Origin of the sequence: Rhodococcus sp. 114MFTsu3.1 (assembly GCF_000383555.1) — a bacterium.
Lineage (GTDB): Bacteria > Actinomycetota > Actinomycetes > Mycobacteriales > Mycobacteriaceae > Rhodococcoides > Rhodococcoides fascians_E.
In genome coordinates this window covers 1-18,410 of sequence record NZ_KB911553.1, presented here as the reverse complement: position 1 = coordinate 18,410, position 18,410 = coordinate 1, and the positions used below count along the sequence as shown (strand labels likewise).

Sequence of the window (18,410 nt, the reverse complement as noted above, 5' to 3'; positions counted from 1 at the left end):
CGGACAGTTACGGTCCTGAAAAGAACTCGAGTCTCGATGGGCGGAAAGTACGGAAGGGTCGCAAACTAGAGGGATGGGCGACCGTGGATTCACTTCGACACAGTTGGCCGCGCGGGCTGCCTACCTTCTGCGCGGCAACGACCTGGGCACCATGACGAGCGCCGCCCCGAAGCTGTATCCGCACATGTGGAGCTGGGACGCGGCGTTCGTGTCGGTCGGGTTGGCGCCGTTGAGCGTGGAACGCGCGGTCGTCGAGCTGGACACGTTGTTGTCGGCGCAGTGGAAGAACGGGATGATTCCGCACATCGTGTTCGCCAACGGCGTCGACGGGTACTTCCCCGGTCCGGCGAGGTGGGAGACGTCGGAACTGGCGGTGCACGCTCCGTTGGGGCCGCAGACGTCGGGCATCACCCAGCCACCCGTCCACGCGATCGCGGTGCAGAGAATTCTCGATCATTCCCGTCGTCACGGCCGCACCACCCGAGCGGTCGCGGAGGAGTTCCTCGACCGCCGGTGGGACAACCTGGTGCGGTGGCATCGCTGGTTGGCCGAGGCGCGCGACATTGCGGACAACGGCCGCGTCACCCTGTTTCACGGCTGGGAATCCGGGATGGACAACTCGCCGCGGTGGGACGCGTCGTACCGGGGTGTCGTGCCCGGGGGGATGCCGCCGTACGTGCGCAAGGACGACACGGTCGTGACCGACGCGTCGCAGCGGCCGAGCAATATCGAGTACGACCGCTACATCTGGCTCGTCGAGGAGATGAAGCAGGCGGGGTACGACGACGCTGCGCTCAAGGAGAAGATGAGCTTCGCGGTCGAGGACGTGTTCGTCAGCGCGATCTTCGCCATGGCGTGCGATGTGTTGGCGACCATCGGCGAGGAGCATTCGAAACCGAATTCCGATGTGCGCGAGTTGCGTGGATGGGCCGAGAAGTTTCGCACAGGCGTCATCGCCACGACGGACAGCCGGTCGGGTGCGGCACGAGATTACGATCTGCGGGCTCGGCGCTGGATCACCACCGACACCATCGCGATGTTCGCGCCGCTGTTGTGCGGTGGACTACCGCGTGAGCAGGAGCGGACGCTGCTGCGGCTGTTCGAGGGAACACGTTTCTGTGGGCACCCCGACCTTCGCTACGCGGTACCGCCGTCGACGTCGCCGGTGTCGCGAGATTTCCGCCCGCGCGAATACTGGCGCGGTCCGGTGTGGCCCGTCATGACGTGGTTGTTCTCGTGGGCGTTCTCGCGCCGGGGTTGGGCGGAGCGTTCACTGGACCTGCGTGAGGAAGGCTTGCGGCAGGCCAGCGACGGTACGTTCGCCGAGTACTACGAGCCGTTCACGGGTGAGCCACTCGGCAGCATGCAGCAATCCTGGACTGCTGCAGCAGTTCTCGACTGGCTCGGCTGACTCACATGGGGGTTACCAGCGCGCCAACGGACGGATGTCGTCTCCGGAGTAGTGGTTGATGTCCGTCGGTGCATCGATGCCGGGGATTCGGCCGCTGTCGGTGTACTGCCAGAACAACCAGTTCGTCCACCCGCCGGGGAGTGGTCCGAGGGTGTCGTTGTAGTCCGCGATCCACAGTGGGTAGTGGTTGAACTCGTGGGTGTCCGCCATCGCGGTGCGCCAGAAGTTCGGATAGGTGTAGATGATCGGCTGACGTCCGGTGAGCAGGTGCACCGTGTTCAGGTACCGGTGGGTCCAGTCGATGAGGTGCTCGGGCGGCAGTCCGTGCGAGTGTTCGAGGTCCAGCACCGGAGGCAGGTCGCCGGGCCCGTTGATTCCGAGCACCACCGTCGAGTAGTAAGCGGCCTGCGTTTCCGGTGAATGCCGCACGTCCGCATAGTGATACGCGCCGCGGGCCACTCCGGCTGCTCGCATGACGAGGCAGTCCTGCACGAAGTACGGGTTGATGTAGTCGAGCCCTTCGGTTGCCTTCACCATCGCGAAGTCGTGGCCGGACTTTCGCACGCTGTGCCAGTCGATCTTGGTGCCGTCGATGTGCTGCCACGAGGAGACGTCCGGCCCCTGCGCGCCCAGTGTCTGTGGGTTGGCCGACGCCACTGCGGGCATGCCGCAGATCAGTGCGCCGGCGATGACGAGAGATTTCAACGCACGGGTCATGCTCACAGCTTTCGTAGAATATAAATTTTGCACGTGAAAAGGCGTCAGCCGGCCAGCGCGCGCTCCAGGGTCGGCCAGGATGCACGGAGAGCGTCCTGCCAGTACAGCCACGAGTGCGTTCCTGGATGTCCCAGGTCGAACTGCGCTGGAATACCCAGTTCGCCGAGCCGCTGCTGCAGCCGTTCGGCGCACCCGTTGGCGACGGCTTCGATCACCCCGCCCAGCAGAATCTGCTCCTGCAGTGGGGGTGAACCGACCGGGCGTACGGCGTTCGGCATCTCGTGCGGGCCGGGAAGACCGGTTGCGTTGGAGACGAACAGTTCCAGACCGCGCAGCCCCTCGGCGTTGACGTACGGGTCGTGCTCGACCCAGCGAGGATCACCGTCGGGACCCCACATGTTGTCGGTGTCGCCCTTGCCGCGTACGGCGATGAGAGTGCGAATGAAATTGCGTGCCACTGGATCCGACGTCTGCGCACACCCGCTGTACGACGCCACCCCGCGGTAGAGGCCGGGTGCCTGGATCGCGAGATCGAGGACGCTGCCGGCGGACATGGACAAGCCGCCGATCGCGTTGCCGCCGTTGGCCCCGAGTGCGTCGTCGAGGACGGGAGGCAATTCCTCGGTCAGGAAGGTCTGCCACTTGTTCCGCCCGAGTCCGGGGTCGTCGTGCTCCCAGTCGGTGTAGTAGCTGAGGTAACCGCCGACGGGGATGACGACGTTGACGTTCTTGTCCGCGAAGAACTCCGGCATGTCGGTCTGCTTCAGCCAGTTCGCGCCGTCCTCGCCGCCGCCGGCTCCGTTGAGCATGTACAGCGTCGGCCGCGGTGCCGAGGTGTCCGCGGGTCGGAGGACCTGCAGTGGGATCACGCGATCCATCGACGGTGAGTAGACGTGCACGTCCCACCGTCGATCGCTGATCTTGTCGATGTGGTCGACGGAGCTCACCGCCCCGGGCGTCTCCGGTTGGGCGACGGCGACCGAGGTCGGTCCCAGCAGGAGTGCGGCGGCGGTGACCACGAGGGCCCGACGGAGAGACACCCTCACGCGCCGACCTCGAGGTGCCGTGCCACGAGCGGACCGACAGCGCGTAGCGCCGACGGCGACGTCATCTGCCAATGCGTGTGCGACACCGAGAAGTTCGAGATATCGCCGGTCACGTACGGGTGCCACGTCGCGAGTCCGTGCAGTTCCTCGTGCCCGGCGCTGACGAACAGGACGTCACCGTCGTAGACGCCGGGGGTGTGCCCGACGGCCAATTCGTGGTTGTGTCGTGCGGCAGCGATCAGCCGTTCCACCTCGTGTGTCTCGATGATGCCCGATCCCGCGACGAGCGACGGGAGCGAATCGAGGCGGATCCGCTGGCCCCCGCCCGGTCCGAATCCGTCGATACCGGGCATGGTGATTCCGACGGCGTCGAGCAGGTCCGCGGCGGGAAGCTCTGTCTCCCAGACGTCCTGGTTCTGTACTGCATGGCTGTCCAGCAGCACCAGGGATCCGACGGTTTTGCCCTGGGCCCGGAGGCGGACGGCCATGGCGTGGGCGATCGTTCCGCCGAGTGACCATCCGAGCAGGTGGTAGGGGCCGTCCGGGAGGATCTTCTCGATCTCGTCGATGTAACGCTGTGCGAGGGCGTCCAGGCTGTCCGGCAGGTCGGACGGCGCTGGGGTCTGGATGCCGTAGATCGGCCGGTCGGTGTACTTGTCGAGTCCGTTGTAGCACCAGGACAGTCCGACGATCGGGTGGATGCAGAACAGTGGTACCCCGTCGCCTGTGGTGCGGATCGGGAACACCACGTCGAACGACGAGCTGCCGTCGGATCCGGAGTCCAGGAGTGTCGCAATCGATTCCGGCGTGGGTTCGGCGAGCAGTGCCTGCAGGGACAGAGCCGTGCCGGTCGATGCCCTCAGCTTGCTGAGCACACGCATCGCCGTCAGCGAGGACCCGCCTCGGTCGAAGAAGTCGTCTGTCACCGAGATGTCGTTCACTGCCAGTACCTCCGAGAATGCTTCTGTGACGAGCCGTTCGGTCGCCGTGGACGGGAGTCTGTTCGGGCCGGTGTCGCGGCCGAAGTCGGGTGGTGGAAGCGCACCGGCGTCGAGCTTTCCGGTCGGTGTGCGGGGGACGGTCGTCAGATATGTGACGGACGCCGGAATCATGTATCCGGGAAGCCGTTTCCGTAGGTAGCTCCGAAGTGCGTCACCCTGCACCGCGTCACCCTGCACCGCGTCTCGGTCGCCGAGGACGTAGGACACGAGCACCGTCTCGCCCGACGGCATGCCGTGGCCGACGGTCACCGCGAAGTCGACGCCGGGGTGAGTCGACAGTGCGGCGTCGATCTCACCGAGCTCGATGCGGAACCCGCGGATCTTGATCTGTGTGTCGCTGCGCCCGCTGTACCGGAGCCGACCGTCGGGTGTGCGGCGGACGATGTCCCCGGTCCGGTACATGCGGCCGCCGCTGATCGGATCTGCGAGGAATCGTGTCGACGTCAGCCCTGGCCGGCCGTGATAGCCACGTGCGACGGCGGGGCCGCCGACGTACAGTTCGCCGGGCACGCCGTCGGGCACCGGGTGGAGGCGTCCGTCGAGAACGTGAGCGACGAGACCGGCGACGGGCCTGCCGATGTCGATGGGAGCGTCGGCGGTGATCTCGCCGAGTGTCGATATGTCCGTGGCTTCCGTGGGTCCGTAGCCGTTCACCATGATTCGGCCCGGCGCCCACCGCGCGATCAGTTCGGGGCTGCACGCCTCGCCGCCGACGCAGACGACCTGCACGGTGTCCAGGCCGCTCGGATCGAGCGTGGACAGAGTGGAGGGGGTCGTCAGCGTGTGGGTGACGGACTCGTCGCGCAGGAACGCGGCCAGTTCGTCGCCGCCCAGTATCTCCGGTGGGGACACCACCAGTGTTGCGGCTGCGGACAGGGCGGACACCATTTCCCCGACGGCCATGTCGAAACTCGGTGAGGTGTTGTGCAGGAACCGCGACGACTGTTCGATGCGGTGCACCTCGCGCCTGGACTCGGCGAGGTTCGCGAGTCCCCGGTGCGAGACGACGACGCCCTTGGGCAGGCCGGTGGAACCGGAGGTGTAGATCATGTACGCCGCACTGTCGAGTCCGGCGACGCCGTTCAGCTCTTCCGCTGCGACGGGGTGCCGCGGTGCCCGCTCCACTTCGCTGCGGATCTCCGGGTCGTCGAGTTCGAGCCAGGTGATGTCGCCCGGCAGCGCACTGCGGTGCGAGGTGAGCGTGATGCCCATGACTGCACCGGAATCGGAGACCATGTGCTGCAGTCGATCCTGCGGATATGCGGGGTCGACGGGCACGTAGGCGGCGCCGGTCTTCGTCACGGCCCACACGGTCAGAACCGAATCCACCGAGCGGGGAAGCCCGATCGCGACGACGGTCTCGGGGCCGATTCCGTATCCGAGCAGTACCCGAGCCAATCGGGTCGACGCGTCGTCGGCCTCGCGGTAGGTGTGGTCCTCCCCGTTCCAGCGGATCGCGACCCCGTCGGGATTCTGCGCGACGGCCTGTCCGATCAACTGAGTGAGGGTACGGGGGCTGACCGCGTCCGGGCCGCGGACGGGTTCTCGTTCGAACGGTGCGAGGATGTCGATGTCGCCGACGGCCTGCGCCGGGTTCTCCACTGCTGCCGTGAGAATCCGAGTGAACCGGTCCACGAAGCCCTCGATGGTGGCGGCGTCGAACAGGTCGGTGCTGTAGCGCAGGGAACCACCGAGGCCGTCTGCTGTTTCCCGCAGCGTCAGAGCGAGATCGAATCGCGTGACGCCGGATTCGTACGGAAATTCCGAGACCGTGAGGCCGGGCAGTTCGAGCGTCGACGGACGATCCGGTTCGAACGCCAGCAGCGCCTGGAACAGCGGGGAGTGGGATGTCGCGCGTGTCGGTCGCAGTGTTTCCACGACCTGCTCGAACGGGACGTCGGCGTTCTCCAGGGCTTCGAGGTTGGTGCTGCGCACCCTGTCGAGGAGATCGGCGAAGATTTCCCCCGGCCGAATCTCGTTGCGCAGAACGACGGTTCCGACGAACATGCCGACGACGTCGTCGAGGCTGCCTGCGCTTCGACCCGCCACGGTGGTGCCGATCGGGATGTCGGTGGTACCGGACAACCGGGCCAGCAGGACTGCGTAAGCGGCGCCGGCGACCATGAACACCGAGGCGCTGTGGCGATGGGCAAGCGACCTGATCGCCGACGCTACGGCCGGGTCGATGTCGAACGCCACCTCGGCCCCGCGTTGCGAGGAGACAGCAGGCCGCGGCCGGTCCGTGGGCAGATCCAGCACGTCGGGAAGGCCGTCCAGCCGGGTACGCCAGTAGTCGAGCTGCGTGGACAGGACGGACTCGGGATCGTCCGCGGAACCCAGAACGTTCGATTGCCACAGCGCGAAGTCCGCATACTGCACCGGCAGCGGTTCCCACGGCGCCGGCGCGCCGTGTGTTCGGGCCGCGTACGCGGTGACGACGTCGCGGGCGAGCGGGCCCATGGACAGCCCGTCCGCAGCGATGTGGTGAACGACGAGAAGCAGTACGTACTCGGTCGGGGATGTGCGAAGAACACTGCCGCGCAACGGTACTGCTGCTGTCACGTCGAATCCGCGATTGAGGACCGCTGCAGCCGAGGCGAGAACGGCCGATTCGTCGATGTACTGCGGAGCGAGATCGAGTTCGACGTCGTCGGCCGGAAGGATCACCTGATGTGGGTCCTCGGCAACGGGGTAGACGGTCCGAAGCGACTCGTGCCGATCGAGTACATCACGCACGGCTGCGGCCAAGGCATCCGCATCGAGTTCTCCGCTCAATCTCACGGCGAACGCGATGTTGTAGGCCGCCGAAGCTGGTTCGGCCTGATTCAACAACCACATTCGGCGTTGCGCCGCGGACAGCGGGATCACCTCGGGCCGCGGTCCTGGACGCAGCGCAGGCAGCGCCGACGATTCCGAGGCGTCGACGACCACGGCCAGCTGCGCAGGCGTCGGAGCCTCGAACAGCGCGCGCACCGGCAGTGCCCGGCCGACCCGCTCGTTGACGTGCGCCATGACCCGAGTGGCGACGAGCGAATTGCCTCCAAGGTCGAAGAAGTCGTCGTCGACACCGACGCGTGCGGCGCCGAACACCGCCCCGAACACCTCGGACACCACCGTTTCCGTGGGCGTTCGAGGAGCGAGAAACTCACGGGTCGCGAACACCGGTGCCGGCAGTGCGGTCCGGTCGGTCTTGCCGGTCGGCGTGCGCGGCACCTCGTCGATGATCGTGACGGCCTGCGGCACCATGTGAGCCGGCAGCGACCGCCGAGCGTGCTCGACGATCTCGGATGGCTCCGCATGTGCTCCCGACACTGCGTCGGAGACGACGACGTAACTCACCACGCTGTCGGCGTGCACGATCGACACCGACTGTTCGACGCCGGGGTGGCGGGTCAGGACGGCGTCGACCTCACCGAGTTCGATGCGGAATCCGCGGATCTTGACCTGGTGGTCGATGCGCCCGTGGTACTCGAGGGCGTCTCCGACGCGCCGCACCCGATCGCCGGTGCGGTACAGCCGATGCCCGCGCGGGTCGAACGGGTTGGCGACGAAGGACGCCGCCGTCGTCGCCGGGTGAGCGTGGTAACCGCGGGCGAGTGCGGAGCCGCCGAGGTAGAGCTCGCCGACGACTCCCGTCGGTACCGGGTGCAGGCGCGCGTCGAGCACGTACGCGTCGATTCCTCGGGTGGGTGCTCCGATTCGGATCGGCGCACCGACTGTCATCGGATCGGACATCGTCGCGACGACGGTGCTTTCCGTCGGTCCGTACGCGTTGAACAACGAGACCCGATCGGCCCAGGTGGAGGTCAGATCACGACTGCAAGCTTCCCCGCCGACGACGAGGACACGCAGGTCCGGTACCGACGCCGGGTCGATCGTTGCGGCAGCGGCGGGCGTCAGGAAGGCGTGGGTGACGCCGTCGAGAGCCGCTGCGAGCTCGGCGCCACCGTAGATCTGGGGATCGGCGATGTGCATCGTGCTGCCGCTGCCGATCGCAAGGAGTAGTTCGAGGATCGACGCGTCGAAGCTGGGTGACGCGAAATGCAGTGTTCGACTGGTTCTGTGGAGACCGAGGCGCTCGACCAGTTCTGCGCCGAGGTCGGCGAACCCGGCGTGGGTGACCGACACACCTTTCGGTGTTCCGGTGGACCCGGAGGTGTAGATGACGTAGGCCGGATGGTGGGGACTCAGTGCGGCGTTGCGTTCGCGGTCGGTGATCGGAAACGCCGAACCGAGCGTCGGGTCGAGTTCGTCGGGATGAATCCAGTCGACACCGACCGACTCCGAACCGAAGCTTCCGTATGTTTCCGAGATACCGTTCATGTCCGAAATGCCAAGCCGTGCGCCGGAATCGGTGATGATGTGCAGAATCCGGTCGTGCGGGTAGCGCGGGTCGACGGGCACGAACGCGGCGCCGGTCTTGGCCACCGCCCACAGCATCGTCATCGCGGTGATTCCGCGCGGCAGCGCGATCGCCACCGCGGTCTCGGGGCCCGCTCCGCGCGCGATGAGCTGACGGGCGATGCGGGTCGAGGCGTCGTCGAGCGCCGGATAGTCGATGGAGACGGAGCCGGAGACCACCGCGGTACCGCCGGCGGACGAGACGACGGCTGCGGACAGTGCGTCGGGCAGGGTGCGGTGTCGCAGTGACGGCGTACCGCGAAGCGGATCGACGGACACCAGGTCGATGTCTCCGACGATCGTTCGAGGATCGGCGACCACTGCGTCGAGGATCGTCCGGAACAGCTCGGCGAAGGACCGAGCGGTACCGCCGTCGAAGAGATCCGTTGCGTAGGTGAGGGTTCCAGTGAGGTCTTCCGACTCGAACGCCAGCTGCAGATCGAACTTCGCCACGGCGCCCACCGGAGCGAGAGGTGCGACCGTGAGCTCGGGCAGCTCGACCGTCGGTACCGGATCCTCCAGCGACAGCATCACCTGGAACAGCGGATGATGCGCGGTGGACCGGACGGGGGTGAGCTCCTCGACGACACGATCGAAGGGGATGTCGGCGTTGCTGTAGGCGGCCAGATCCCGGTCGCGTACCGACGCGAGCAGATCGGTGAATGGTGCGGCCGGATCCACGTCCGACCTCAGAGTCAGCGTGCCGACGAACATTCCGACGAGATCGTCCAGAGCGCGTTCTCCACGGCCTGCCACCGGTGTTCCGACGGTGATGTCGGACGTCCCGGACACTCGCGCGAGCATGATCGCCAACGCTGCATGGAGAACCATGAACTCGGTCGCACCGGAGTGCCGGGCAAGCTCGGTCAGTGCGCGTCGGGTGTCGGGGGCCACCGCGAACGTGACCGTCTCGCCTCGATGCGACGCGGTCGGCGGGCGAGGCCGATCGATCGGTAGCGGCAGGTGATCGGCGACACCGGCGAGTTCCCCTCGCCAGAAGGACAATTGACGCGAAGCAACGGAATCCGGATCCTGCTCGGAACCGAGCGACTCGATCTTCCACAGCGCGTAATCGGTGTACTGAACCTCGAGGGACGGCCACTTAGGTGTTGAACTTCGGGGTGTTGAACTTCGGTGTGCAGTTGTTGCGGCACGTGCGGTGTACGCGATCATCACGTCACGTGCCAGGGGCCGCATGGACCATCCGTCGGCCGCGATGTGATGGGTGACGACGACGAGCACGTGATCGTCTGCGGCGAGACGCAGAATCGCCGCGCGCACGGGTGGTCGTTCGGTGACGTCGAAACCGCGGACCGCGAGCCCGGCCACGGCGCCCGGCAACCCGGCCTCGGTCGTGGTCGTGATGCTCACGTCGAGAAAATCCGAGTCGACGACGACCTGACGTGGGCCGTCCGTCGCCGTGGTCTTCCCTGACTCGGAGTCGGGGTAGAACGTTCGGAGCGCTTCGTGACGATCGACGACATCGAACACCGACTCGACGAGCGCCTCGGCGTCGAGCACACCGGTCAGCCGGACGGCGCCGGCGATGTTGTACGCACCGGACACCGGGTCGAACCGATTGAGCAGCCACATCCGGTGCTGATTGGGGGCGAGTGGAACGTGCGCCGGCCGATCCCGACGGACGAGCGTGGGACCACCACCGCCGTTGCGAGAGAGGCGGTTCAGCCGTGTCGTCAGGCCGCGCACGGTCGGTTCCTCGAACAGGTCCCGGACACCGAGATCGCCCTGCAGTTCCGCGTTCATGCGCGCTACCACCTGCGTGGCGGTCAGCGAGTTGCCGCCGAGTTCGAACCAGCTCGCCGTCACACCGACACCGTCGACTCCCAGCACGTCGGCGAAGATCTGCGCGACGGCCGTCTCGGCTGCACCGTCGGGTGCGACGTGCTCGGCCTGGCCGACGGACGGCTCGGGCAACGCACTCCGATCGAGTTTTCCGTTGCGGCCCAGGGGAAGACGAGCCAGTGGCACGTACACCGTGGGAACCATGAACGCGGGTAGTTCGCCGTCGGCGTGTGCCCGGACGGCATCGGTCTCGGCGTCACCGCAGACGTAGGCGACCAGCTTCTCCGAGGTCCCCTCGCCGTGGACGGTGACCACGACAGCCGTGACACCTTCGGCGCGCAACAGGGCTTCCTCGATCTCACCGAGTTCGAGGCGCTGACCGCGAAGCTTGACCTGGAAGTCGTTGCGGCCCAGATAGTGCAGCTCACCGTCGAGGGTCCAGCGGACGAGGTCGCCCGTCCGGTACAGCCGACCGTCGCCGTGCGGGTCGGCGACGAACCGTTCGGAGGTCAGGGCTGCTCTTCCGGTGTAGCCGCGTGCCAGTTGCACACCGGAGAGGTAGAGCTCACCGACAGCTCCGATCGGGACGATCCGCAGCGCGTGGTCCAACACTCGGACTCCGGTGTTCCAGACCGGAACCCCGATGGGTACCGGCCCCGTCTCGGCGGCGTCGGTGCGGTGGTAGGTGACGTCGACGGCGGCCTCGGTGGGACCGTAGAGATTGTGCAGTTCGGCGGTCAGAGTGCTGTGGGAACGCTGCACGGTTCGGCGGCTCAACGCTTCACCGCTGGCGAAGATCCGGCGCAGTGAACCGGTGTCCTCGTGATCGCCGTGGTCGAGGTACAGGTCGAGCATCGACGGCACGAAATGGGCGGTGGTGACCGACTCGTCTCGTACGAGGCGCGAGAGGTACTTGGGGTCGCGATGGCCACCGGGTTCGGCGATGACCGTCCTCGCCCCGGTGATGTGGGGCCAGAACAGTTCCCACACCGACACGTCGAACGTGGCCGGGGTCTTGTGCAGGACGGCGTCGGACGTGTCCAACGGATAGGTGTCCTGCATCCACAGCAACCGATTGACGATGGCCGCGTGCGAGACCGCGACGCCCTTGGGTCGTCCGGTCGAGCCGGAGGTGAACAGGACGTACGCGGTGTTGCCCGGGCGAACCGGTGTGGGGCGCTCGTGCTGGGCGATGGGACCGGTGGCGAACGCCGACAGATCCAGGGTGCGCGGGTCTGCACAGGGCACCGATGTCTCGATATCGGTGCCGAGAATCAGTGCAGGAGAGGCAGTATCGACCATGTAGGCGATACGCGACGCGGGCAAGGTGTCGTCGAGCGGCAGATACGCCGCACCGGCATGCACGACGGCATGGATCGCCACGAGCTGGTCCATCGACCTCGGTAGAGACACCGCGACCACGGACTCGGCGCCGATTCCGCACCGGATCAAGTAGCGCGCCAGGCAGTGCACGCGGGCGGCGAAGTTGTCGTACGTCAACGAGTGGCCGTCGTACACCACGCACGTGGACGAGCCGTAGACCGTCGAGGACCGGCCGAGCAGATCCACGAGAGTGTCCGTGCCGCAGTCGACCTCGGTCGCCACCCAGTCCGACGTGACGGCCTGACGCTCCAGTTCGCCGAGCACGTCGATGTCGAGAACGCGCCCCTCGGGCCGCTCGGCCATGGCCCGGATGGCCCGCTGGAGACGGTCGGCGAACGTCGCCACCTGACCGCGGGAGAAGGCGTCGGGCGAGAAGCGCAACGTCATCGTCGGAGTCGGCTCGAGCACGGTCACCAAGGTGAGCGGATAGTGCGTGGAATCGGAGACGTCGATACCGCGGACCGCCATGCCCGCGATGTCGGTCGCGGCGTCGAGTGCGCTGTGATCGACGGGGTAGGACTCGAACACCACGAGAGTGTCGAAGTCCGCGCTCCGCCCGGCCGCCGCGTGGATGTCGGCGAGTCCGACGTGGTGGACGTCCAACAGTTCCACCTGCTCGCGCTGAACCCGCTCGGTCAGCGATTCGACGGTGTCCTGCACGTCGATCGAGACGCGGAGCGGCAGTGTGTTGATGAACAGCCCCAGCATCTCGGTGGCACCGGGCAGATCACCTGGCCTGCCGGACACGGTGGCGCCGAACACGACGTCGTCGCGCGAGAGGACGGTGGACAGCACGATCGACCACGCGGCCTGCACCACGGTGTTGACGGTGACGTTCGACGCACGTGCGACCGACGCCAGGACGGAGCCGTCGATGCGGACGTCGACGTCCTCCGGCAACCGACCGCTGGGAACGTGTGGGCCCGCGAGCAACGTCGGGCCGTCGACGCCTGCGAGGTGCGCAGCCCAGCGGTCGACATCCGAGTCGGAGCGACGAGCACTCGACCACGCCAGGAAGTCCCGGTACCGACGGACCGGAATCCCGATCTGCGTGTCGGCTGCATAGAGGACCAGCAGTTCCTTGATCAAGATCGGCATGGACCAGCCGTCGAACAGGATGTGATGGTTGGTGACCACCAAGCGCGTGCCGGCGGGCCCGTGCACCAGGGCGAACCGGATGAGCGGTGCGTCACCGAGGTGGAAGCGACGGCCGCGTTCCGCCGCGATGGTCGCAGCGACATCGTCCGTCCGCACTTCCTGCCACGGGACGGCCACGTCGTCGACCACCAGCTGGACGGGGAGCCCCGCAGCGTCGTGCACGAACGCGGTCCGCAGGTTCTCGTGACGATCCAGCAGGCGCTGCGCGGCACGACGCAGACGGTCTCCGTCGACGACGCCGTCCAGATCGAAGACGATCTGCGCGGTGTACGGATCCACCCCGTCGCGCATCAGATCGGCGTGGAACATCAGTCCCCGCTGCAACGGGGTGAGCGGCCACACGTCGGAGACGTTCCCGAATTCGCTGTGCCACAGATTCAATCGAGCCTGGTCGACGGTCACCAGTGGAACGTCGCTCGGTGTCAACTCCCCCACGCCCTCGGCCCGGCCGTGCTCTGCGAGCTCGGTGATGGCATCGGACCACAGATCGGTGAGACGGCGGACATCCGCGGCGTCGAGCACACCCGTCGGGAAACCGATGCGGACGATCAACGAGCCGCCGCGTACCAGTGCGTTGATGTCCAGCTCGTACGCGGTACGCAGGGCAGACCCGCTCCCGACGTCGTTGCCGACGGTCAGGTCCGGTTTCCACGGTTGATCCGGCGTTCCCCCCGGCACCTTGCCCAGATAATTGAAGCTGATCCGCGGCGCGGGCGAATCGACGAATTCACCACGCGCCGAGAGGAGCCCGAACATCTGCGGTTCGGTGGGAATGCTCCGCAGCTGTTCCTTGAGCGCCTTGACGATCGAGGCGGCATCGGGACCGGACGGCGCGTCGATACGCACCGGGTGAGTGGAGGTGAACCACCCGACGGTCCTGGTGAGATCCGCACCGGCAATCGAATCGGTGTCGCGGCCATGGCTTTCGATCGAGACCAGGTGCGACGCCTGGACCCTCCACGTCCGAAGGGCCACCGCCAGGGAGGCGAGCAGAGCGTCCTCGGGACCCATCCGATAGCGGTTCGGCAGTTGTTCCAACAGCGCCTGAGTGATGTCGGACGACACGGCCAGTTGGGCGACCTGGGTCGTGGCCCCGGTGTCCCGTGCGTCCAGTGGACGTGACCCGAGCAGGGCGTTGTCACCGCTCAACAGTGCGCGCCACGCGTCGGCCCCGTGCGACGGGAGGTCGTCGACAGCATGAGCCCACCGGCGGAACGAGGTCTCCACCGGCTGGAGGGTCGGTCCGGACTGGCGCAGCGCGTACGCCGTGACGAGATCCGGGAGCAGAATCCGCCACGACACACCGTCGACGACCAGGTGATGGGCGACCAGCACGATCCGCGGGCAGTCGGGGTCGGTGACGTGAACCACCTGGAGCATCACGGCATCCCGCGGCCGCAGCCGCGCACCGGCGCGAGCAATGATGCCCTCGAGATCGATCCCCGATTCGCCCCCCGAATCGACAGTCGAGCACTCCGTCGACACCAAGGCCGCAGCATCCACGGATCCGGTGGGCCCGACCACGAGACCGTCGTCGACGAGCCGTGCCCGCAGCGCATCGTGGTGATCGATCAGCACCGCCAGCGCGGCCACCAGATCCTCGGTGTTCAGATCGGACGGCGCGACCAGCACGAGAGCCTGATGAAAGTTGTCGAGGTCCGACGGCTGCTCGGCCCGCGCCAGGACGCTCGCGGCGATGGGCAGCAGCGGCAGGTCACCGACCCCGCCGCCGGGCAGTTCCTCGAGCCGGACTCGGTCGGTGTCGCTGACTGCGGCGTCGGCGAGGCCGGCGACCGTGCGACGCTCGAAGACGTCCCGCGGTGTGAACACCACCCCGGACGCCTTGGCGCGCGAAACAAGTTGAATGGCAACGATACTGTCGCCGCCGAGAGCGAAGAACGAGTCGTCGACGCCGACGGAGTCCTTGCCGAGCACCTCCGCCATCGCGTCGGCGATGATCTGTTGGACAGGATCGCTCGCGGCGCGGAACGGCGCGGCTTCGACGTGGGCGAGCGGATCCGGCAGAGCAGATCGATCTACCTTGCCCGACGGTGTGATCGGAACCGAGTCGATCTCGACCAGAAGGGAGGGAACCGACTGCCGGGGAAGGAATTCCGATGCCAATGCGATGAGGGCGTCGCGATCGAACTCGTGACCGGCCTTGGTCTTGACGTAGGCGACGAGGGTGGATCGGTCGCCGCGTCGGGCCACCGTCGAGACGACGAAGTCCACGGACTGATGCCAGGACAGAACGGCGTCGACTTCGCCGAGTTCGATACGCAGGCCGTGAAGCTGAACCTGGAAGTCGCTGCGGCCGAGGAACTCCAGATCCACACCCGCTGTGTTCGATACACGCCACCGAACCACGTCTCCGGTGCGGTACAGGCGCTGACCCGAGCCGTACGGATCCGCGACGAAGCGGGTCGACGTCAACCCCTCACGGTTGTGGTAGCCGCGGGCCAGACCTGGTCCGCCGACGTAGAGTTCACCACTCGAGCCGACCGGTACGGGTCGAAGCCACCGATCGAGCACCACGGCGGTCGCACCCTGCAAGGGCCGCCCGATGGTGATCGCCCGCGGATCCTTCTGGGGTTCGGTCATCGTGATCACGATGGTCGATTCGGTAGGGCCGTAGCTGTTCCGCAGCTCTGCTCGCGACCGCAGCCTGTCCACGAGGTCCGGGGGGCAGACGTCACCGCCGACGACGACGGACGTCAACGACTCGACCTTCTCTACCTCGACGGTGGACAGCAATGCAGGAGCAGTGACGATGTGTGTGACGGCGTGCTGCGTGAGCAGCTCCGTCAGTTCGCTGCCGCCGTGAACATCCGCAGGCGCGACGACCATCGTGGCACCGGCCCCGAACGCGGCGAGCATCTCGAACACCGAGGCGTCGAAACTGGCCGACGAGAACCGCAGGACACGGGAGTCCGTCGTCAGGGCGAGTTCCGGGCGCTGAGCGGCGGTGAACACGGACAGACCGCGGTGGCCGACGAGCACGCCTTTCGGTGTCCCCGTCGATCCCGACGTGTAGATCATGTAGGCCGTGTGGTCGAGACCGAGTCGAGACCGCCTGTCCGCGTCGGAGATCGGTGCGTCGGAGCGTGTCCCGAGCTCGCTGGCGAAGCCCGGGTCGTCCATCCCGAGCCAGTGCACGGCGTCGGGAAGAGAGTCCGCCAACGCTGTGGTGCTGAGGCCCACCAGGACACCGGAATCGGTGACCATGTGGCCGATCCGCTCGGGCGGATACGTCGGATCGATCGGCACGAAGGCCGCACCCGACTTCGCGGCGGCCCAGAACGCGACCACCGAGTCGATGGAACGCGGAAGCGCGACGGCCACCACCGAGTCCGGACCCGCGCCGCGGGCGATCAGCGCCCGGGCGATGGTGTTGCTGCGCCGATCGAGTTCGGTGTAGGAGAGTTCGGTGGTGCCGTCGACGAGAGCGATTCCGTCCGGGTTCCGTGCCACACCGGCCGCGAGGATGTCCGGAAGCAGCATCGGTGGTGCATCCGGTCCGCCGCGCGCGGGGACCACGGCGTCGATCTCCGCGTCATCGAGGAGGTCGAGATCGGTGACTGCGAAGTCCGGATCGCTGTGGAGGAACTGCGCGAGAAGCCGGACGAAGCGGCGGTACAGGTCCTCGGTCGCCTCGGCGCTGTAGACGTTGGGGTTGGCCTCGAAGTCGATACGGGAGCCACCGCCGTCGACAGGTGGGTAGATGTTGACCGACAGATCCTCGACCGGGCCCGTGGACAGGACGTTGAAGTATCCCGTTTCGCGCCCGAATTGCACCTGACGTTCGTACGCCATGATGTTGATGGCGGTACCGAAGAACCCGCGATGCTCCTGGCTGGCACCGGCGTCGCGTCGAATGTCCTCGGCGCGGTAACGCTGATGCCGCAGAGCACCGGTCAGTTCCAGCTGCACAGCGTCGACGAGGCTCGCGACGGTCGTCCCCGGCACGATGCGCACACGGATCGGGAGGACGTTGGACACCATGCCGCCGGAGCGTCGCAGCACCGCCGTCGTGCGTCCGGCAACGGGCAGCGACAGAACGATGTCGTCGTTGCCGGTCAGACGGGACAGGAACGCAGCGACCGCGGACACGGCCAACGGTGCGAACGCCGATCCGAGCCTGTCCGCGGCGCGGGTGAGTGCCTTCTCGAGAGTCTCCGGTAGCGGCTCCCCGCAGATCCGCGACCGCGGTGCCGGTGGGGCGACGATGCCCGACGGCGACACCGGAGCCGGCAGCGCGCTCGTCTTCTCCCGCCAGTACTCGCGGTCCTTGTCGAAGCGCGACGAAGAGCGGTAGTCGTCCTCGGCTGCGTAGACGTCCTCGAGTGCGCCCGCCTTCGAGACCGACGGCGACTCACCGGCCTGAACCGCCGTGTAGATCTCCGCGGCACGGTTCATCAGCCGGACCGCGCCGTACCCGTCGAGAGCGATGTGATGGACGTGCGAGTACCAGAACGTTCGATCGGCGCCGACGCGCAGCGTCGCAGCTCGGATCAGCGGGCCCTCGATGATGTCGATGGGTCGGGAGTAGGCGGCCTGCATCCAGTCGATCGCCGCGGCCTCGGGGTCGGGTTCCTGAGTGAAATCGAGATCCGTCGACTCGTGTCGGGTCGACTTGTCGATGTACTGGTGTGGTTCACCGTCGATTTCCACCAGGCGTAGCGAGCCCGCACCGAGCTCGGCCGCAGCCTGCTCCACCGCCCCACGCATCAAGTCACCGTCGAGTTCACCGTGGACGTCGATGTAGTTCGCGATGGTGATCGGAACGTCCGGCATCAAGTGCTGGGCGAACCACAGCCCGCGTTGTGCAGCAGTGAGCGGGAACGGCGCGGACGTCACAGTATGCCCGGTGTCGGTCCTGCTCAGCGCAACTGAATCAGCCGAATCCACAGTAGTGCTCTCTCGGTCGAAGGAGCGTGGTTGGCGGAGGCTCGGAACCGGACGTGGCGTGCGCTGCCCCGAAACGCCGCTCGCTCTGTGACGAAGGTCCCACCCGCTAGGTCTGAGAATTCGAGGTTTACACAACCGTTACCCAAGGTCAACCGAACCTCGCCCCTGGCCGGGACTGTGAAGAGAATTCACAGATGCAGTCAATTATTTGAATGAGACCTAACAATGCGGAAGGCGCGCACAGCCCTGTGGGCTGTGCGGGCCTTCCGCGAATCGTGCTGTACGAGTTCCGGGTAGCTAGACCTTCCAGACCGCCACCATCGAGGGACGGGGCTGGGAATCGCCACCGTCGGGCCAGTGCGACATGGGGTTGTCAGCAGACGCCTCGTCGAACTCACCGGGGTGCTGCACGGCGACGACGACGCGCTCGTCCTGGATGATCGGACCACAGGTCTCACCGCCCGCAGGGACCGTCAGGAACTGCCGGGTCTCGCCGCGGCGATCGCCGTCGAGGACCACCGCGAACAGGCCGTCGTTGGATTCGAGAGCGTTGCCGTCCGTCGAGACCCACAGGTTGCCCTT

At 66.8% G+C, this 18,410-nt stretch carries 5 protein-coding genes; 1 reads left to right on the top strand and 4 read right to left on the bottom strand.

What is annotated here, in order from left to right; all coding sequences use genetic code 11:
* The first annotated feature begins 73 nt into the window (after positions 1-73).
* On the top strand, positions 74-1,411 hold the full coding sequence (gene ggh, locus H292_RS0117340) for a glucosylglycerate hydrolase (protein ID WP_020112199.1): 1,338 nt from the start codon (positions 74-76) through the stop codon (positions 1,409-1,411).
* 12 nt (positions 1,412-1,423) lie between these two features.
* Here ggh and H292_RS0117335 read toward each other — a convergent pair whose 3' ends face one another.
* The 4 genes from H292_RS0117335 to H292_RS27215 all read right to left on the bottom strand — a co-directional run.
* A complete protein-coding gene (locus H292_RS0117335) occupies positions 1,424-2,128 on the bottom strand; it encodes a glycoside hydrolase family 25 protein (protein WP_020112198.1) in 705 nt (234 codons plus the stop codon).
* Between the two features lie 44 nt (positions 2,129-2,172).
* Positions 2,173-3,147, bottom strand: coding sequence for an alpha/beta hydrolase (locus H292_RS0117330; protein WP_020112197.1), 975 nt, complete (start codon positions 3,145-3,147; stop codon positions 2,173-2,175).
* Between the two features lie 23 nt (positions 3,148-3,170).
* Positions 3,171-17,828 (bottom strand): non-ribosomal peptide synthetase, encoded by a 14,658-nt coding sequence (locus tag H292_RS0117325; RefSeq protein WP_020112196.1) that lies wholly within the window; start codon positions 17,826-17,828, stop codon positions 3,171-3,173.
* A 297-nt stretch (positions 17,829-18,125) separates the two neighbouring features.
* Positions 18,126-18,410 (bottom strand): alkaline phosphatase PhoX (locus H292_RS27215; RefSeq protein ID WP_037188669.1); only part of this gene is annotated, 285 nt, incomplete at its 5' end.